Annotated in this window: 16 protein-coding genes; 8 read left to right on the top strand and 8 right to left on the bottom strand. The window is 71.1% G+C overall.

Annotated elements, in window-relative coordinates; genetic code table 11:
• Nucleotides 1-50 precede the first annotated feature (50 nt).
• From ACIBK4_RS38675 to ACIBK4_RS38660, 4 genes are all read left to right on the top strand, one after another.
• The gene (locus tag ACIBK4_RS38675; RefSeq protein ID WP_399002714.1) at nt 51-692 is read left to right on the top strand and encodes an alpha-ketoglutarate-dependent dioxygenase AlkB family protein; all 642 of its coding nucleotides are present in this window, start codon (nt 51-53) and stop codon (nt 690-692) included.
• A 138-nt stretch (nt 693-830) separates the two neighbouring features.
• Nucleotides 831-2,069, top strand: a complete 1,239-nt coding sequence (locus tag ACIBK4_RS38670; RefSeq protein ID WP_399002712.1) for an ROK family protein — start codon at nt 831-833, stop codon at nt 2,067-2,069.
• A 118-nt stretch (nt 2,070-2,187) separates the two neighbouring features.
• Nucleotides 2,188-2,439 carry a hypothetical protein gene (locus tag ACIBK4_RS38665; protein WP_366429201.1) on the top strand — a complete coding sequence of 84 codons (252 nt, stop codon included), beginning with the start codon at nt 2,188-2,190 and terminating at the stop codon, nt 2,437-2,439.
• 10 nt (nt 2,440-2,449) lie between these two features.
• A complete protein-coding gene (locus ACIBK4_RS38660; RefSeq protein WP_399002710.1) occupies nt 2,450-3,631 on the top strand; it encodes an SPFH domain-containing protein in 1,182 nt (393 codons plus the stop codon).
• Between the two features lie 112 nt (nt 3,632-3,743).
• Here ACIBK4_RS38660 and ilvY read toward each other — a convergent pair whose 3' ends face one another.
• Nucleotides 3,744-4,595 (bottom strand): HTH-type transcriptional activator IlvY, encoded by an 852-nt coding sequence (gene ilvY, locus ACIBK4_RS38655; RefSeq protein WP_399002708.1) that lies wholly within the window; start codon nt 4,593-4,595, stop codon nt 3,744-3,746.
• 88 nt (nt 4,596-4,683) lie between these two features.
• On the opposite strand from ilvY, the gene ACIBK4_RS38650 reads away from it, so the two are divergent.
• Nucleotides 4,684-6,153, top strand: a complete 1,470-nt coding sequence (locus tag ACIBK4_RS38650) for a ketol-acid reductoisomerase (RefSeq protein ID WP_399002706.1) — start codon at nt 4,684-4,686, stop codon at nt 6,151-6,153.
• Between the two features lie 4 nt (nt 6,154-6,157).
• Here the strand turns inward: ACIBK4_RS38650 and ACIBK4_RS38645 are convergent, their stop codons facing one another.
• From ACIBK4_RS38645 to ACIBK4_RS38615, 7 genes are all read right to left on the bottom strand, one after another.
• Nucleotides 6,158-6,886 (bottom strand): TIGR03943 family putative permease subunit, encoded by a 729-nt coding sequence (locus tag ACIBK4_RS38645; RefSeq protein WP_399002704.1) that lies wholly within the window; start codon nt 6,884-6,886, stop codon nt 6,158-6,160.
• Complete coding sequence (locus ACIBK4_RS38640) at nt 6,883-7,896, bottom strand: permease (RefSeq protein ID WP_399002702.1); 1,014 nt, start codon at nt 7,894-7,896, stop codon at nt 6,883-6,885. The genes ACIBK4_RS38645 and ACIBK4_RS38640 overlap by 4 nt, the downstream gene beginning before the upstream one ends.
• Nucleotides 7,897-7,943: 47 nt before the next feature.
• Entirely contained in the window at nt 7,944-8,351 is a 408-nt protein-coding gene (locus tag ACIBK4_RS38635) for a tautomerase family protein (protein ID WP_399002700.1), read from the bottom strand.
• 79 nt (nt 8,352-8,430) lie between these two features.
• On the bottom strand, nt 8,431-9,345 hold the full coding sequence (locus ACIBK4_RS38630; protein ID WP_399002698.1) for a phosphotriesterase: 915 nt from the start codon (nt 9,343-9,345) through the stop codon (nt 8,431-8,433).
• A complete protein-coding gene (locus ACIBK4_RS38625) occupies nt 9,339-9,923 on the bottom strand; it encodes a DUF4865 family protein (protein WP_399002696.1) in 585 nt (194 codons plus the stop codon). Before ACIBK4_RS38625 ends, ACIBK4_RS38630 begins: the two co-directional genes overlap by 7 nt.
• 11 nt (nt 9,924-9,934) lie before the next feature.
• A complete protein-coding gene (locus ACIBK4_RS38620; protein ID WP_399002694.1) occupies nt 9,935-10,330 on the bottom strand; it encodes a cupin domain-containing protein in 396 nt (131 codons plus the stop codon).
• 12 nt (nt 10,331-10,342) lie between these two features.
• Nucleotides 10,343-10,909, bottom strand: a complete 567-nt coding sequence (locus tag ACIBK4_RS38615) for a TetR/AcrR family transcriptional regulator (protein ID WP_399002692.1) — start codon at nt 10,907-10,909, stop codon at nt 10,343-10,345.
• Nucleotides 10,910-11,137: 228 nt separating this feature from the next.
• Between ACIBK4_RS38615 and ACIBK4_RS38610 the strand changes: the two genes are divergently transcribed.
• Genes ACIBK4_RS38610 through ACIBK4_RS38600 form a run of 3 tightly spaced genes read left to right on the top strand, consistent with a single transcriptional unit; the run spans nt 11,138 to nt 14,753 of the window.
• Nucleotides 11,138-11,446, top strand: a complete 309-nt coding sequence (locus tag ACIBK4_RS38610; protein ID WP_399002690.1) for an SHOCT domain-containing protein — start codon at nt 11,138-11,140, stop codon at nt 11,444-11,446.
• Entirely contained in the window at nt 11,443-12,195 is a 753-nt protein-coding gene (locus ACIBK4_RS38605) for an ABC transporter ATP-binding protein (protein ID WP_399002688.1), read from the top strand. The genes ACIBK4_RS38610 and ACIBK4_RS38605 overlap by 4 nt, the downstream gene beginning before the upstream one ends.
• Entirely contained in the window at nt 12,192-14,753 is a 2,562-nt protein-coding gene (locus tag ACIBK4_RS38600) for an ABC transporter permease (RefSeq protein WP_399002686.1), read from the top strand. The genes ACIBK4_RS38605 and ACIBK4_RS38600 overlap by 4 nt, the downstream gene beginning before the upstream one ends.
• Nucleotides 14,754-14,954: the final 201 nt, after the last annotated feature.

The raw sequence follows: 14,954 nt of genomic DNA, 5'->3' as shown, positions 1-14,954 counted from the left end.
CCAAGGCTAACCGAGTGCCAGCTCATGGCCGGTCGGGGCAGGATGGGGCCATGGACGCCGAGCTGTTTCCGAGGGCCCGTACGGAGATCGCGCCGGGCGCGGTGCACATCCCCGACTGGCTCGCCCCGGACCGCCAACGCGACCTCCTGACGGCCTGCCGCGAGTGGGCCCGCCCGCCCGCGGGCCTCCGCACGGTCCGCACCCCCGGCGGCGGCACGATGACCGCCCGCCAGGTCTGCCTCGGCTGGCACTGGTACCCGTACGCCTACTCCCGCACGGCGACCGACGGCGACGGCACCCCGGTGAAGCCGTTCCCGACCTGGCTCGACGAACTCGCCCAGCGGGCGGTCACCGACGCACTCGGGGCGCCGACACCGTCGTACGACATCGCCCTGATCAATTTCTACGACGGCGACGCCCGCATGGGCATGCACCGCGACGCCGACGAGCGTTCCGACGCCCCCGTGGTCTCCCTCAGCCTCGGCGACACCTGCGTCTTCCGCTTCGGCAACCCTGAAACCCGCACCAAGCCGTACACGGACGTCGAGTTGAGGAGCGGCGACTTGTTCGTGTTCGGCGGGGCGTCACGGCTGGCGTATCACGGGGTGCCGAGGGTCTACGAGGGCACGGGGCCAGGGGAGTTGGGGCTGAGGGGGAGACTGAACGTGACGCTGAGGGTCAGTGGCTTCTAAGCGGGGGTGCCTTTCGAAGGGGCGCGGGGCTGTATCGATATGCGGCTCCGCCGCGTGGGCGCGACAAGCCCCCACCGGCCGTCACTGTGAACACGACCCCCAACGTCTCTCTCTACGGATCATGGGAGACTCGCCCTCATGAGTGGCAAGGCGGACCCCCGGCCGGCGGGGGATGGAACCACCTCAAGGGCACGACTGGACCGGGGTCGCGGAGCGCTCGGCCCCGCACTGGAACTCGTGCACACCGGCCGCGCCCCCACCCGAGCCGTACTCACCGCCGAACTGGGCGTGACCCGCGCAACGGCCGGCGCGGTGGCCGCCGAGCTGGAGGCGCTCGGCCTGATCAGGGTCGACGCCAGGCCCGGCGCCGCAGCTGGTTCACAGGGCCGGCCTTCGCACCGCCTCGCGCTCGCTGAGGACGGCCCCGTCGTGCTCGCGGCCCAGGTGCACGCGGACGGTTTCCGTGCTGCGCTGGTCGGCCTCGGCGGCCAGATCGTCGCGACCGCCCCCGGCTGCGAGGCCGTGGACGCCGACCCGGCGAAGGTACTGGGGTCAGTCGTCGAGGCCGGTGCCGATCTGCTGCGCGAGACCGGCCGGCGCTGCGTCGGCGCCGGACTCGCCGTACCGTCCGCCGTGGCCGAGCCGGACGGCCTGGCCCTCAACCCCCTCCACCTGGCCTGGCCCGCGGGCGCCCCCGTGCGGCGGATCTTCGCCGAGTGCGTGCGCGCGGCCGGCCTCACCGGACCCGCGTTCGCGGGCAACGACGTCAACCTCGCCGCCCTCGCCGAGCACCGGCACGGCGCGGGCCGGGGCGCCCGTGACCTGCTGTGCGTGGCGACCGGACACCGGGGTGTGGGCGGTGCGCTGGTGCTCGACGGGCGCCTGCACACGGGGAGTTCGGGCCTCGCGCTCGAAGTCGGACACCTCACCGTGAACCCCGAGGGCCGCCCCTGTTACTGCGGCAGCCGGGGCTGTCTCGACGTCGAGGCCGACCCGCTCGCGTTCCTCACGGCCGCCGGTCGTGAGCCCGGCCCCGAGGTGTCGCTGCTCCAGGAGTCCAACGACCTGATCCGCCACCACTACGACGACCCGTCCGTCCGGCAGGCCGCCGAGGCGCTGATCGACCGGCTCGGACTGGGGCTCGCGGGCCTGGTGAACATCCTCAACCCCGACCGGATCATCCTCGGCGGACTGCACCGCACGCTCCTCGACGCCGACCCGGAGCGGCTGCGCGCGGTCGTCGCCGACCGGAGCCTGTGGGGGCAGAGCGGAGGCGTGCCGATCCTCGCCTGCACCCTGGACCACAACAGCCTGGTCGGGGCGGCCGAGTTGGCGTGGCAGCCGGTCCTCGACGACCCGCTGGCGGCACTGTCCTGACAGCGGACGAGGGCGCCCGGCAGGCGCCGTGGAAAAGGTGTGCGTGGGCCCGTTGGGTCCGTGACCCCAGTGGGTCTATCGTCGGAAACCTAAGGCCAGAGGATGGAGGCGGCCGGTGATGCCGCAGGACGAGCCCGTGATCGGATGCACGGGAGAGGTGATCATCGAGACCCGGGGAAGTGCGGGGCCCGGCGAGATCCTCGTGCGGGTCCGGGGCGGCTCCGAGACATTCCTGGCCTGGTCGGATGATCCCCTGCCCACGGGGGCCAGGGTGCTCGTGATCGAGTCCCGTGGACGTCGTGCTGTGCACGTCATCGAGTGGGCGGATCCATTGGACGCGCTGGGCGGCGATCCCGCCCGCGCAGAGTGAGGAGCAAGACATGTTCGGTTACCGCGTTCCCGCCCCCGATGAGGCGATGCTGATCTCGGGTGGCAGGCGGGGACTGGGGGGCGCGCCGTTCCGAGTGGTGACGGGGCACGGAAAGTTCGTGCTGCCGGTCTTCCGCAAGACCCGTTTTCTCACGCTGTCGATGTGCGAGGCCGAGGTCACCGAGACCTGTGTGACCCGGCAGGGCATCGCGCTGCACGTCCGTGCCGTGATCGCGTTCAAGGTCGGCAACGACACGGAGAGCATCATCAACGCGGGCCAGCGTTTCCTCTCCGACCAGGACCAGATGTCGGTGCTGACCGGCCGGATCTTCGCCGGTCACCTGCGGTCCATCATCGGCTCGATGACGGTCGAGGAGATCGTCACGGAGCGGCAGAAGCTCGCCGCGGAGGTGCTGGACACGTCAAAGGTCGAGATGGCCAAGATCGGTCTGATCGTGGACTCGCTGCAGATCCAGTCGATCGACGACGGCGAAGTCGGCTACATCGAGGCCATGTCCGCACCGCACAAGGCGGCCATCCAGCGGCAGGCCCAGATCGCCCAGGCCCAGGCCACGCAGGCCTCCGTCGAGGCGGAGCAGGTCGCGGCCCGCAACCAGGCGGAGTACGCGCGGCAGACCGCGGTCGTCAAGGCCGAGTACTCGGCCGAGGTCGACCGCGCGCAGGCGCAGGCCGCGCAGGCCGGGCCGCTCGCGCAGGCGCACGCCCAGCAGGAGGTGCTGGCCGCGCAGACCGAACTGGCTCAGCGCCAGGCCGAGTTGCGTCAGCAGCAGCTGGTCGCCGAGATCGTCAAGCCGGCCGAGGCGGAGGCCCAGCGGATCAAGCTGCTTGCCATCGCCGAGGCGGATCGGATGAAGATCCAGGCGGAGGCGGCGGCGTCGTACGACCGCGTCGCGCTGGACCGGATGCTCATCGACCAGCTTCCGCAGATCGTCAAGGAAGCGGCGGGGGGTCTCGCGGGGGCCAACGTCAATGTCCTCAACGGGGCGGATGGGCTGGGCGAGATTGCCGCGGGGCTTGTCTCGCAGGGGCTGACGATTCTGGACTCGGTGCGGGGGAATCTCAGCGGGTCTGACCCCGACGGGCGTCGGCCTGGTGACGAGGTCAAGAACTTGCTCCAGCTGCAGGCTAAGAAGGACGACAAGAAGAACGACGGGCCGGTTGATCTGGACTAGGCGCTCCACTGGGAGTACCGGGGGCCTGCGTCGTCGGTTGGCTGCGGCGCCGTTGTGGCTGGGCGCGCAGTTCCCCGCGCCCCTATCGGGCGCTCCAGCACGAGGCGTTGCCCTATGGCGCCGTCAGGCTCCACAGGGCCGACACCAGTGGGCGGCGTAGATCCGCTCGCCGTACGCACAGGCCGATCGGGAACGGCTCCGGGGGTTGGTCCGCCGGGATAACCGCCAGCCGTTCCCGTACGGCGCTGTTGTCCAGGACCAGGCGGGGTACCACGCCCGTGCCGCAGCCGAGGGCGACCAGGGTCAACAGGCCTTCGTGGCCGTCCGGTTCGCAGGCTACGGCGGGTGTTGTGCCCCGGGTGCGGAACCAGCGGTCGGCCGCCTCGCGGACCAGCCCCCGGTGGGGGAGGACGAACGGGCCGTCGAGGTTCGGGTCGGGGCGGTCGAGCGCGGTGACCAGGACCAGCTCGGTCACCGCGACCGTGCGGCTCACCAGCGGTTCCGGGAGCCGGGGCGGGATGCCCGCGACGGCCACGTCCACCTCGCCCTCGTCGAGGCGGGCCAGTGCCGCCGCCGCGTCGCCGGTGCGGAGATCGAGCCGGACTTGCGGATGTGCGGCGCGGAAGGGTGCCAACAGGTCGGGCAGCAGGGCCTGGCAGGCGGTCACCGTGGCGAACAGGGCGAGTCTGCCGGTGAGTTCGGCCGGGTCGGGATGCTCCTCGCGGTAGGCGCGCCACAACTCCAGGGACTGGACGGCGTATTCACGGAAGCGGTGCCCCTCCGCGGTCAGCGAGACTCCGCGCGCGCCGCGGTCGAAGAGGCGGTGTCCGAGGTCGGCCTCCAGTCTCTGCACGGTCCGGGTCAGCGTCGCCGGGCTGACGTGGCAGTCGAGACTCGTCCGTCCGAAGTTCAGTGTCTGCGCCAGATGCAGGAAAAGCCGTAGCTCCCGGTGGTCGTCCCGCATACCGTGACCTGGCCCTTTCAGCTCGTGCAACAGGCCGCTGCACAGGTTGCGCTTGCCGCAACGCTCGTCGGGAGCCTACAACTCCACCATGACCTCGACCACGTACACCTCCGCCGTCTTCGCCCTCGAAACGATGGACGTGCCCGGCGGCACGGAGACCATCCTGCGCGGTGGCCGGCATCTCTTCCCGCTGCTCCCGCAGGCCTTCGCCGGCGTCCGCCGCATCGGCGTCATCGGCTGGGGCCCGCAGGGCCGGGCCCAGGCGCGCAACCTGCGCGACTCCCTCGCCGGTACGGACATCCGGGTGAGCGTCGGCCTGCGTCCCGGTTCGGCGTCGGCGGCAGATGCTCGCGCACACGGGTTCACCGAGGAGGACGGCTCGCTCGGCGACTGGCTCGCCGTCGCCGCCGAGAGCGACCTGGTGATCCTGCTCATCGCGGACGCCGCCCTCGCCGCCCACCACGAGGAGATCTTCGCGGCCCTCAAGCCAGGGGCCACCATCGGTCTCTCGCACGGCTTCCTGCTCGGTCATCTCCGGGCCACCGGTGGGGAGTTCCCGTCCGGGCACGGAGTCATCGCCGTCTGCCCCAAGGGCATGGGCGACTCCGTGCGCCGGCTCTACGAACAGGGCGCGGAGATCAACGGTGCCGGAATCAACAGCAGTTACGCCGTCCACGCAGACCCCGACGGCAGGGCCACCGACCGCGCGCTCGGCTGGTCGGTCGCGCTCGGGTCGCCGTACACCTTCCGCACCACCCTGGAGAGCGAGTACCGCTCCGACATCGTCGGCGAACGCGCCATCCTGCTCGGCGCCGTGCACGGCATCGTCGAGAGCCTCTTCACGCGCTACCGCCTGGCCGGCGACGACGCGGTGACCGCGTACGAGCGGTCCTGCGAGAACGTCACCGGACCCATCGCCCGCACCATCTCCCAGGCCGGACTCCGTGCCGTCCGCGAGGAGTTGGACCCGGCCGGACGCGAGGTCTTCGACCGCGCGTACTCGGCGACCTACGGTCCCGCCCGCGAGATCGTCGCCGAGATCTACGACGAGGTGGCCGACGGCACCGAGTTGCGCAGTGTCGTCCTGGCCGAACGGCGGCTCGGGGCGCGGGAGATGAGCGGGATCGGCGGTTCGCCGATGTGGGCGGCGGGAGCGGAGGTGCGGGAGCGCCGGGCCCAACGCGCCCTGCCCGTCGAGCCGTTCACCGCCGGGGTGTTCGTGGCGACGATGACCGCCCAGGTCGACGAGTTCGCCGAGCGCGGCCACCCCTGGTCGGAGATCGTCAACGAGTCCGTCATCGAGGCGGTCGACTCCCTGCTGCCCTACATGCACGCCCGCGACGTGGCCTACATGGTCGACAACTGCTCCCGCACGGCCCGCCTGGGCGCCCGGCGTTGGGGCCCGCGCTTCCAGGCGGCCTACGAGCAGATCGCGTACCCGGCGTCCGAACTCCCGGCGGACGAGGGCCTGTTGACGGCCTTCGACGCCCACCCCATGCACGAGGCGCTGGCCGCGGCGGCGAAACTGCGGCCCTCCGTGGACATCTCGGTGGCCTAGTGCCTCACCGTGGGGTCCCGAACGGCAGGGCGTCCTGGTAGGCGTTCACCGGCTTGGCGACCTTCTCGACGGTGACCCCGTCGAGCGCGGCCGCGGCGGAACTCGTGCCCAGGGTTCCGCTCGCGTGCCAGGTCCCGGTGATCGTCACCCAGGTGTTGGCGGACAGGGCCGGAATGCCGTAGACCCGCACCTTGATGGACTGGGCGTCCGCCGCGCAGCACGAGATCATGATCCGGGTCAGGTCCCAGTAGACGGCACCTTTGTCGGGCGTGACGAAGCCGGTCATCTGGACGGTGCGGCCCTTGATGGCCCGCGTGCGGTCCTGCTGTACGCGGGTCGTGAAGTCGGTGAGGGTGATCGGCAGCGGCGAGGTCGCGGGCAGCGGATCGAAGGAGTCCTGTACGGGGACGGCCTTGGTGGCGGCGCGGGAGGCGGTGTAGGCGCCGAGGGCGGGTGGGGCGTAGAAGAGGAGGCTGAGGGCGGGGAGGAAGAGGAGCCAGGCGACGCGGGGGACCTTGGAGTGGTTGTGGCCCGCGTGGTCGTCGCCTTCGTCCGGTGTCCGTCGTGACCATGCCTCCGCGATGCCCAGTGCGATCAGCAGGAACCCCGAGACGACGAGCAGCGGGCGCATGCTCGGCTTGACGTAGCGCAGGCACAGGTCGGTGAAGAGCGAGGCGTGCAGCAGGCCCAGGCCGCTGAGGACGAGCAGGGTCACCTGGAGGGGGCGTCTCACAGCAGTACGGCTCCGATCAGCGCGCTGGACAGCACCGCGACGACCGTCGTGGCGGCGGAGAAGCGAGCCGCGAAGGCCCGGCCGAACGTGCCCGCCTGGAGGGCGATCAGTTTCAGGTCGACCATGGGACCTACGACCATGAAAGCGAGCCGGGCTGTGGGGGAGAAGCCCGTGAGGGAGGACGCCACGAACGCGTCGGCCTCGGAGCAGACCGCGAGGATGATCGCGAGCGCGGCGAGGAAGAGGACGGACAGCCAGGGCGAGCCGGCGAAGGTGTCCAGCACGGAGCGCGGGACCGCGACGTTGAAGGTCGCCGCCGCCATCGCGCCGACGACCAGGAAGCCGCCCGCGTGCAGGAAGTCGTGCTGGAAGCCGGTGCGGAACTCGGTGAAGCGGCTGTGTCCCGGCCGGTGCCCGGTGTGGCGCGCGACCGGGCGCAGCCATTCCTCACGCCCCAGCCAGAGCCACAGCCAGCCCATCACCACGGCGGTGGCGAGCGAGGCGAGCAGCCGGGCCAGCACCATGACCGGGCTGGCGGGGAACGCGATCGCGGTGGCCGTGAGTACGACCGGGTTGATCGCGGGCGCGGAGAGCAGGAACGCGAAGGCGGCGGCCGGGGTGACCCCGCGCCCGATCAGACTGTTCGCGACCGGCACCGACGCACACTCACAGCCCGGCAGCACGACCCCGGCCATCCCGGCCACCGGCACGGCGAACGCGGCCCGCTTGGGCAGCACCTTCGTGAACACCCGCGCCGGTACGAACGCGTTGATGGCCCCCGACAGCGCCGTACCGAGGAGCAGGAAGGGCAGCGCCTGTGTGGTGATGGCGAGGCAGACCGTCCGCCAGGCCTGCACGGCCGGCGCGTCCAGCCACCGTCCGACGGCGAACAGCAGCAGCCCCGGGACGACAGCCGCCCCGAGCAGCATGAGCGGCCAGGACCGGGGCCACCCGGACGCCGCGACATCCGCCTCCGCCGCTTTCGGCGGCTCCACCGTCGTCGTCTGCACACGAGCTCCACATGTTCGATGTCCGCGTCGAACATAGCGGTCCCTCGTCAGCCCTCGTCTACCGGCTCCGGGGAGAGCGCGTACTGGGCGAGACCGTCGCCGAGCGACCAGTCGACCGACTCGTTCTCGGTCACGGTGACGAACACGTTCCGGGGCTCGGTGCCCGCGTACGCGTGGGCGAGTTCGGCGATCCGCCGGTACAGCGCACGCTTCTGCTCCGGGCCGCGCCCGGCACGCATCGTGATCGCGACGAACACGATCCCGTCGTCGCGCTCGACGCCGAGATAGCCGCCGTAGCGGAGGGTGCTGTGCGTGCCGTCGTGACCGACCAGGACCTGGAACCGGTCGTCGTCCGGGATCCCGATCGTCTCCACCAGCGCGTCGTGCACGGCACGGCCGAGCGCGTCGAGGCGAGCCGGGTCGGCGCGCAGGGCGTCGATGCGGACGAAGGGCATGGGGAATCTCCGTTCCTCTTAGCTGCTCTCAGTTCAACTGCCCCTGGCGGCAAGCGAGTTCGGCCTCACGGGATTTCCGTCAACGCCACTCGACGGAGAACGCCTGGGCGGGGTTCTCCCTGAACAAGCGCCCCACCAACTCCTCACCCAGCTCCACCGCGAGCCGCGGCCCCACCCGCCGCAGCAGATACGGCATTCCCGGACCACCGTCCACCGAGCGCGCCCCGGCGACCACCGTGTCGCCGCCGAGCAGGAGCCGGTCCCCGAAGCCGGCCTCGGCCAGCGCCCGAACCGCGTCCGGCATGCTCCAGTCCGTGGCGTGGTGGGCGCGGGACGGGCCGTCGAACGCCAGATAGGCGCCCGATTCGGCGGCCTGGCGCTGGACGGTGAGGTCGGGGGAGCGGTTGAGGTGGCCGAGGATCACGCGGTGCGGCGCGACCCCCAACTCGCCGCACAGCAGGTCGAGTACGTCGAGCGCGCCCGTGCCCAGCTCCAGGTGGACGGCGATCGGCGCACCCGTCGCACGATGGGCCTCGGCCGCTGCGGTCATCGTCCAGCGGGCGTGCGCGTCGAGGCCGTGGAAGCCGCCGGCGACCTTGATGATCCCGGCCCGGACCCCGGACGGCCCGACGCCGTCTGTCAGCTCGGAGACGAAGACCTCCGCGAGCCTGCCGCGCAGACTCTCCAGCAACTCTGGGCTGTAGTGCGCCGCTTGATGCAACCCGGTCGCGCAGACCACGTGCACCCCCGAGTCCCGCGACAGCCGCGGCAGATCGGCGACCCGCCGACCCATCCCGTACGGCGTCCACTGCGCGACGGCGCCTCCGCCGACGGCACGGAACGCGGCCAGCTCGGCCCGCGCGGCCGAGGCATCGCCCAGTTCCTGCCCGGGGAGTCGAGGGCTCCGGAGGAAGAGATGGTCGTGCGCGTCGCACACACCCAACTGCCCCGGGTCCACATCCCCAAGTACCGTACGGACAAGGGTACTTACCACTGCCGACCCCGCGGCAACGCGCCCCGCCCCGGCGCCGAGAGGTGCAGCACCTGGAACACGTCCCCCTCCGCCTTCGGCGTGTCGTGCTCCCAGAGCGAGAAGTGGACCAGCTCCCAGCTGTGCGGGTCGACGGCCGCCGCCGCGAGCACCGCGCCGTCCTCCCCGGCCAGCCGCCGGGTCTCACTCACCGCGTCCTCCATGACCGTCGCCAACTCCCCGCCCTCCGCGATCGGTTGACGCCGCCGCACGGCAACGACCGCCGGGGAACCTGCCGCGCCGCCCTCCTCGTACGCGAGCCCCGACCACCCCAGCACCTCGGGCCGCCCGAAGTCGTTGACAAGCCCCTGGAAGGCGCCGCCCCAGAGGAACCGGTTCATGCCTTCGACCGTGTTCCACAGATAGAACGGCGCGTACTGGTTGACCGGCGAACCGTGCACCCCACGCTCACGCAGGAGATACGTCTTGAGGCCGAGCCCGTCCCAGTCGTCGAGCAGATGCCCGACCCGCGCGACCCGCCCCCGGATGATGCCCATGTCGTAGTCGCCGGGCAGGGTGAGTTCGTACTGCATCGCGTGCATCAAGTGCCCCCTCAGGCCGGGTAGTTCGCAGGGTCGACGTGCTCGTACCAGCAGGCGGTCGTACCGTCCTCCGCAGCTTCGACGACCGCGAGATGCGTCATGAACGTGCGCGGTGCCGCGCCGTGCCAGTGCCACTCGTCCGGCTCGATCCACACGGTGTCGCCCGCACGGATCGGCTCGACGGGACCGCCCTTGCGCTGGACCAGACCCTCGCCCTCCGTCACGTGCAGCACCTGGCCGTGCGGATGGGTGTGCCACGCCGTGTGCGCGCCCGGCGTGAAGTGCACGCTGAACATCCTGATCCGGGACGGCGGTTCGGGCGCGGCGATTTCGTCGAGCCACACCGTGCCGGTGAAGTTCTCCGCCGGGCCCTGCTGTGTGTCGGGGTGATTCCTGTTGATCCGCACGTACCTGGACTCCTATCGGGAGGACATGGGCGAGAGAAGGGAGAGCAGCCCCCGGACACCCGCGTCGAAGGCGGCCGGCGACCCGGACGCGCGGGCGAGCACATACCCGCCCTGCACGGTCGCGAGGATGGTGGCGGCGATCTCCTCGCCGTCCAGCTCCGGCCGGAACTGCCCCTGTTCCTTGCCCTCTTCGACGATTCCGGCGAGCCGCTCACGGATCGCGTCGAGCGTCTCGTCGACGGGCGCCCGCAACTCGGCGCTGCCGATCACGTCCGGGTCCATCGTCAGCCGCCCGACCGGACACCCGCGCAGCACATCGCGCTCGCGCCGCAGATACGCCTCGATCCGTTCGTACGGCGTGCCCGGCCCGTCGAGTACTTCCTCGGCGGTAGCCCGCAACTCCTCGGCCGTCCGCCGGATCGCCGCCAGCGCCAGCTCGGGCTTGCCCTTGAAGTGGTGGTACATGCTGCCCTGCCCGACGCCCGCCCGCTCCAGGATCGCCTTGGGGCTGGTGCCGACATACCCGCGCTCCCACAACAGCTCGCGGGTGGACTCGATCAGTCGCTCCGGGGTGCTCATGAACTGACTGTACATACTAGTAGTTACAGAAGTCGAGAGGTTATCGACGACCAGGGGGAGCGCGACCAGGGGAAGCAGCCGGAACAACCCCGAGTACTCCCCGGGAGGTACGCACACTGCCGCTGGCCGTACGACGACCCGGACCCCTCCCAGGAGCCAGTCTCGATACATCACCGGACTCACAGGAAGCCCCCTCCAGGGCTCCGCATCACGTGGAGATGAATCGACATGCAGACACTGGCGAACTGGAACGGCGGCGGCCCCGGCCCGTGGATCTTGTTCTTCCCGCTGATCTGGGCGGCCGTGGTGGTCGGCGTGGTGACCGTCCTGCGCCGCACCGTCTGGCGCGGCCGGGGGATCGGTCGCGGCGGCCCGTGGCGCACGATGACCGACACCCGCCCCACCGGCGACTCCCCGCTCGCGATCCTCGGCCGGCGCTTCGCCACCGGCGAGATCGACGAGGACGAGTACTGGCGCCGCCTCTCCGTCCTGGACGAGCAGTTCGGCCGCACCGGCAAGGGAGGCGGCCCGGCATGACCACCGCGACCACCACCCGCACGGCCGCGAGGGTCGTCGACGCCGTCAAGGTGTACGGCGTCGGCGACACCGCCGTACGGGCCCTGGACGGGGTGAGTGTCGACTTCCCGGCCGGCCGCTTCACCGCGATCATGGGCCCCTCGGGCTCGGGCAAGTCGACCCTGATGCACTGCGCGGCAGGCCTCGACACGCTCACCTCGGGCGCCGCGTACATCGGCGACACGGAACTCGGCACCTTGGACGACCGCCGCCTGACCCTCCTCCGCCGCGACCGCGTGGGCTTCGTCTTCCAGGCCTTCAACCTGGTCCCGACGCTGACCGTCGCGGAGAACATCACCCTGCCCCTGGACCTCTCCGGAGCCGGCGGCGACCACGACTGGATCGACGCACTCGTCGACGTCGTCGGCCTGCGCGACCGGCTCCACCACCGCCCCTCCGAACTCTCCGGCGGCCAGCAGCAACGCGTCGCCGTGGCAAGGGCGTTCGCCGGCCGCCCCGAGGTCGTCTTCGCCGACGAGCCGACCGGCAACCTCGACTCCCGCTCCGGCGGCGAGGTCCTCGGCCTGCTCCGCCGCGCCGTACACCAGACGGACCGCACGGTCGTGATGGTGACCCACGACCCGGTCGCCGCCGCCCACGCGGACGAGGTCGTCTTCCTCGCGGACGGACACCTCGTGGACCGCATGCAGGCCCCCACGGCCGAAAGGGTCCTGGACCGCCTGAAGGCCTTCGAGGAGGTGAGGTCATGAACGCGTCCGTACGCCTGAGCATGTCCTCCCTGCGGGCCCACAAAAGGCGCTTCGCCGGTACGTTCCTCGCCGTGTTCCTAGGGGTCGCCTTCCTCGCCGGAACCCTCGTCATGGGCGACACCCTGCGCGCCAACTTCGACACCATGTTCGGCGACGCGACCAGCGGCACGGACGCGGTCGTCCGCAGCGCCGACGCCATCACAACACCCGGCGAGAGCCAGGGCGTTCGGCAACCGGTGCCCACGGCTCTGCTGAAGAGCATCGACCGGGTCCCCGGCGTGGCGGCGGTTGCCCCGAACATCCAGGGCGCGGGCCAACTGGTCGGCGCCAACGGCGAGGCCATCGGCGGCAAGGGCCCGCCCACCCTCGCCGGCAACTGGATCACCGACCCGAAACTCAACCCGTACCGCCTGGCCGAGGGCCGAACTCCGGCCAGGCCGGGGGAGGTTGTCATCAACCGGGGTGCCGCCGACAAGGGCCACCTGAAGATCGGCGACACGACAACGCTGCGCACCCCCGACCCCGTGAAGGTGACGATCGTCGGCCTCGCGACCTTCGGCGGCGAGGACGGCATGGCCCAGGTGACCTTCACCGGCATGACCCAGTCCGACGCGGAGAAGTACCTCACCGCGAGGCCGGGCGAGGCGACAAGCATCCAGGTCCGAGCCGGCCCGGGCGTAAGCCAGCAATCACTGGTCGACCGCCTGACTCCCTTCCTCCCCAAGGGAGTTGAGGCGATCACGGGTCAGAAGTCGGCGCAGGAGAACACGGACATGATCTCGTCCCAGTTCCTGACCGTCTTCACCACGTTCCTCCTGGTCTTCTCCGGCATCGCCCTCCTGGTCGCGACCTTCTCCATCCACAACACGTTCGCGATCGTCATCGCCCAACGCACCCGCGAGAACGCCCTGTTGAGGGCATTGGGCGCCTCCCGCCGCCAGGTCACCGCAGCGACCGTCACCGAGGCGAGCGTCGTAGCGGTGACCGCGTCGGCAGCCGGACTCGCGGGCGGCATCGGCATCGCAGCCGGCCTGAAGATGCTGTTCCCGGCGATCGGATTCCCTTTCCCCGGAGGCGACTTGGTGATCAGAACCCTCTCGATGATCCTCCCCCTCGCAGTCGGAGTCATCGTCTGCCTGGGCTCCGCCCTCATGCCGGCGGTACGAGCGGGCCGCACCGCACCCCTCGCGGCGCTGCGCGAAACGGCGGTAGACCAGTCCGGCGTGTCCCCGGTCCGAGCGGTGACGGGAATGGCACTGGCCGCCCTGGCGATCGGCGCCACCCTCACCGGCGTACTGATCTCACCGTCCTTGCTACTGGCGGGACTTGGGGCGGTACTGGCCCTGGTCGCCTTCGTCGTCCTCGGCCCGGTCGCGTCCTCCACGGCGGTACGAGTCCTGGGCAGCCCCCTCGACCGCCTCCGCGGCGTCACCGGCGGCCTCGCCCGCCGCAACGCCCTGCGCAGCCCCCGCCGTACGGCCGCCACAGCGAGCGCGCTGATGATCGGAGTGGCCGTAGTATCCCTATTCACCGTGTTCGGCGCCTCGTTGAAGGCCACGATGGACCAGACGGTGTCCCGGTCCTTCGCCGGCGACGTAGCAGTCAGCACCCCGTCCTTCGGAGCGGGCGGCAGCGGCCTGAGCCCCCAACTCGCGGGCGCCATCGGCAAGTTGCCCGAGGTGAGCACGGCAGTGGGACTGGGACAAGGCGTAGCCGAAGTAGATGGAAAGGGACGGGCGCTGACCGTCACGAACCCGACCGCCCTCGCCCGCACCTTCGACCTCGGCACGATCCACGGCTCGCTGACCACCCTCGGCACCGACGGCATCGCCATCACCACATCAGAAGCCGACCGCCAACACCTGACCACCGGCAGCAAGGCCCAACTGGCCTTCACCGACGGCCAGAAGAAGACCTTCACAGTCCGCGCGGTCTACGGCGAGTCCGAACTCGCCGGCGACTACGTCATCACCCGCGCAGCCTGGGCCCCACACCGCACCCAGGACTCCGACTCACTCGTCGCCGTCTCCTTCAAGCACGGCGTCAGCACGGCAACGGGCAAGACGGCGGTAGAGAAGGTCGCCGCCCACTACGGCAACCCACAAGTCCAGACCCGCCACGAATACGCACAGTCCTCAGCCGGCGGCATCGACATGATGCTGACCCTCGTCTACGCCCTCCTGGCCCTCGCCGTCCTGATCGCCCTCCTGGGCATCGCCAACACCCTCACCCTGGCGATCCACGAACGCACCCGCGAACTGGGCCTGTTGAGGGCAGTGGGCCAGACCCGTTCCCAACTCCGGGCGATGGTCCGCTGGGAGTCGATCCTGGTCGCCGCCTTCGGCACCGTCGGCGGCCTGGCCCTGGGCTCCTTCCTGGGCTGGGTCCTGGTCAAGGCCTCGGACGGAGCGAGCGACAGCGCCTTCGCCTTCGCGATCCCGCCGCTTCAACTAACGGTGGTAGCCCTGGTAGGCGTAGCCGCAGGCGCCCTAGCGGGCCTACGCCCAGCCCGCAGGGCAGCACGCCTGGACGTACTACGGGCGATTGCCACCGAATGACCCAACCCGGGGTAGAGAAGCGAACGGCGTGAGACAAGCAAGCGGTGCGGGCCCACCAAGTCCCACTGTCCCCACGCGGACGGCCGAGAGGGAGCCGTAGGGGCGCGCCGGGGGGGGGGGGCCCCCCCCCCCGGGGGCCCCACGGGGGGGGCCCGGGGGGGGGGCGCCCCCCGCGGCCCCCCCCCCCCCGCCCCCCCACCC

This window comes from Streptomyces sp. NPDC050528, assembly GCF_044457795.1.
GTDB lineage: Bacteria > Actinomycetota > Actinomycetes > Streptomycetales > Streptomycetaceae > Streptomyces.
This window is presented reverse-complemented; position numbering and strand designations above follow the sequence as displayed.

Excerpts from the sequence above, each read along its gene's own strand:
- ACIBK4_RS38675 (WP_399002714.1), top strand. The coding sequence starts at position 51 with ATGGACGCCGAGCTGTTTCCGAGGGCCCGTACGGAGATCGCGCCGGGC.
- ACIBK4_RS38670 (WP_399002712.1), top strand. The coding sequence starts at position 831 with ATGAGTGGCAAGGCGGACCCCCGGCCGGCGGGGGATGGAACCACCTCA.
- ACIBK4_RS38665 (WP_366429201.1), top strand. The coding sequence starts at position 2,188 with ATGCCGCAGGACGAGCCCGTGATCGGATGCACGGGAGAGGTGATCATC.
- ACIBK4_RS38660 (WP_399002710.1), top strand. The coding sequence starts at position 2,450 with ATGTTCGGTTACCGCGTTCCCGCCCCCGATGAGGCGATGCTGATCTCG.
- ilvY (WP_399002708.1), bottom strand. The coding sequence starts at position 4,595 with ATGCGGGACGACCACCGGGAGCTACGGCTTTTCCTGCATCTGGCGCAG.
- ACIBK4_RS38650 (WP_399002706.1), top strand. The coding sequence starts at position 4,684 with ATGACCTCGACCACGTACACCTCCGCCGTCTTCGCCCTCGAAACGATG.
- ACIBK4_RS38635 (WP_399002700.1), bottom strand. The coding sequence starts at position 8,351 with ATGCCCTTCGTCCGCATCGACGCCCTGCGCGCCGACCCGGCTCGCCTC.
- ACIBK4_RS38625 (WP_399002696.1), bottom strand. The coding sequence starts at position 9,923 with ATGCACGCGATGCAGTACGAACTCACCCTGCCCGGCGACTACGACATG.
- ACIBK4_RS38615 (WP_399002692.1), bottom strand. The coding sequence starts at position 10,909 with ATGAGCACCCCGGAGCGACTGATCGAGTCCACCCGCGAGCTGTTGTGG.
- ACIBK4_RS38610 (WP_399002690.1), top strand. The coding sequence starts at position 11,138 with ATGCAGACACTGGCGAACTGGAACGGCGGCGGCCCCGGCCCGTGGATC.
- ACIBK4_RS38605 (WP_399002688.1), top strand. The coding sequence starts at position 11,443 with ATGACCACCGCGACCACCACCCGCACGGCCGCGAGGGTCGTCGACGCC.
- ACIBK4_RS38600 (WP_399002686.1), top strand. The coding sequence starts at position 12,192 with ATGAACGCGTCCGTACGCCTGAGCATGTCCTCCCTGCGGGCCCACAAA.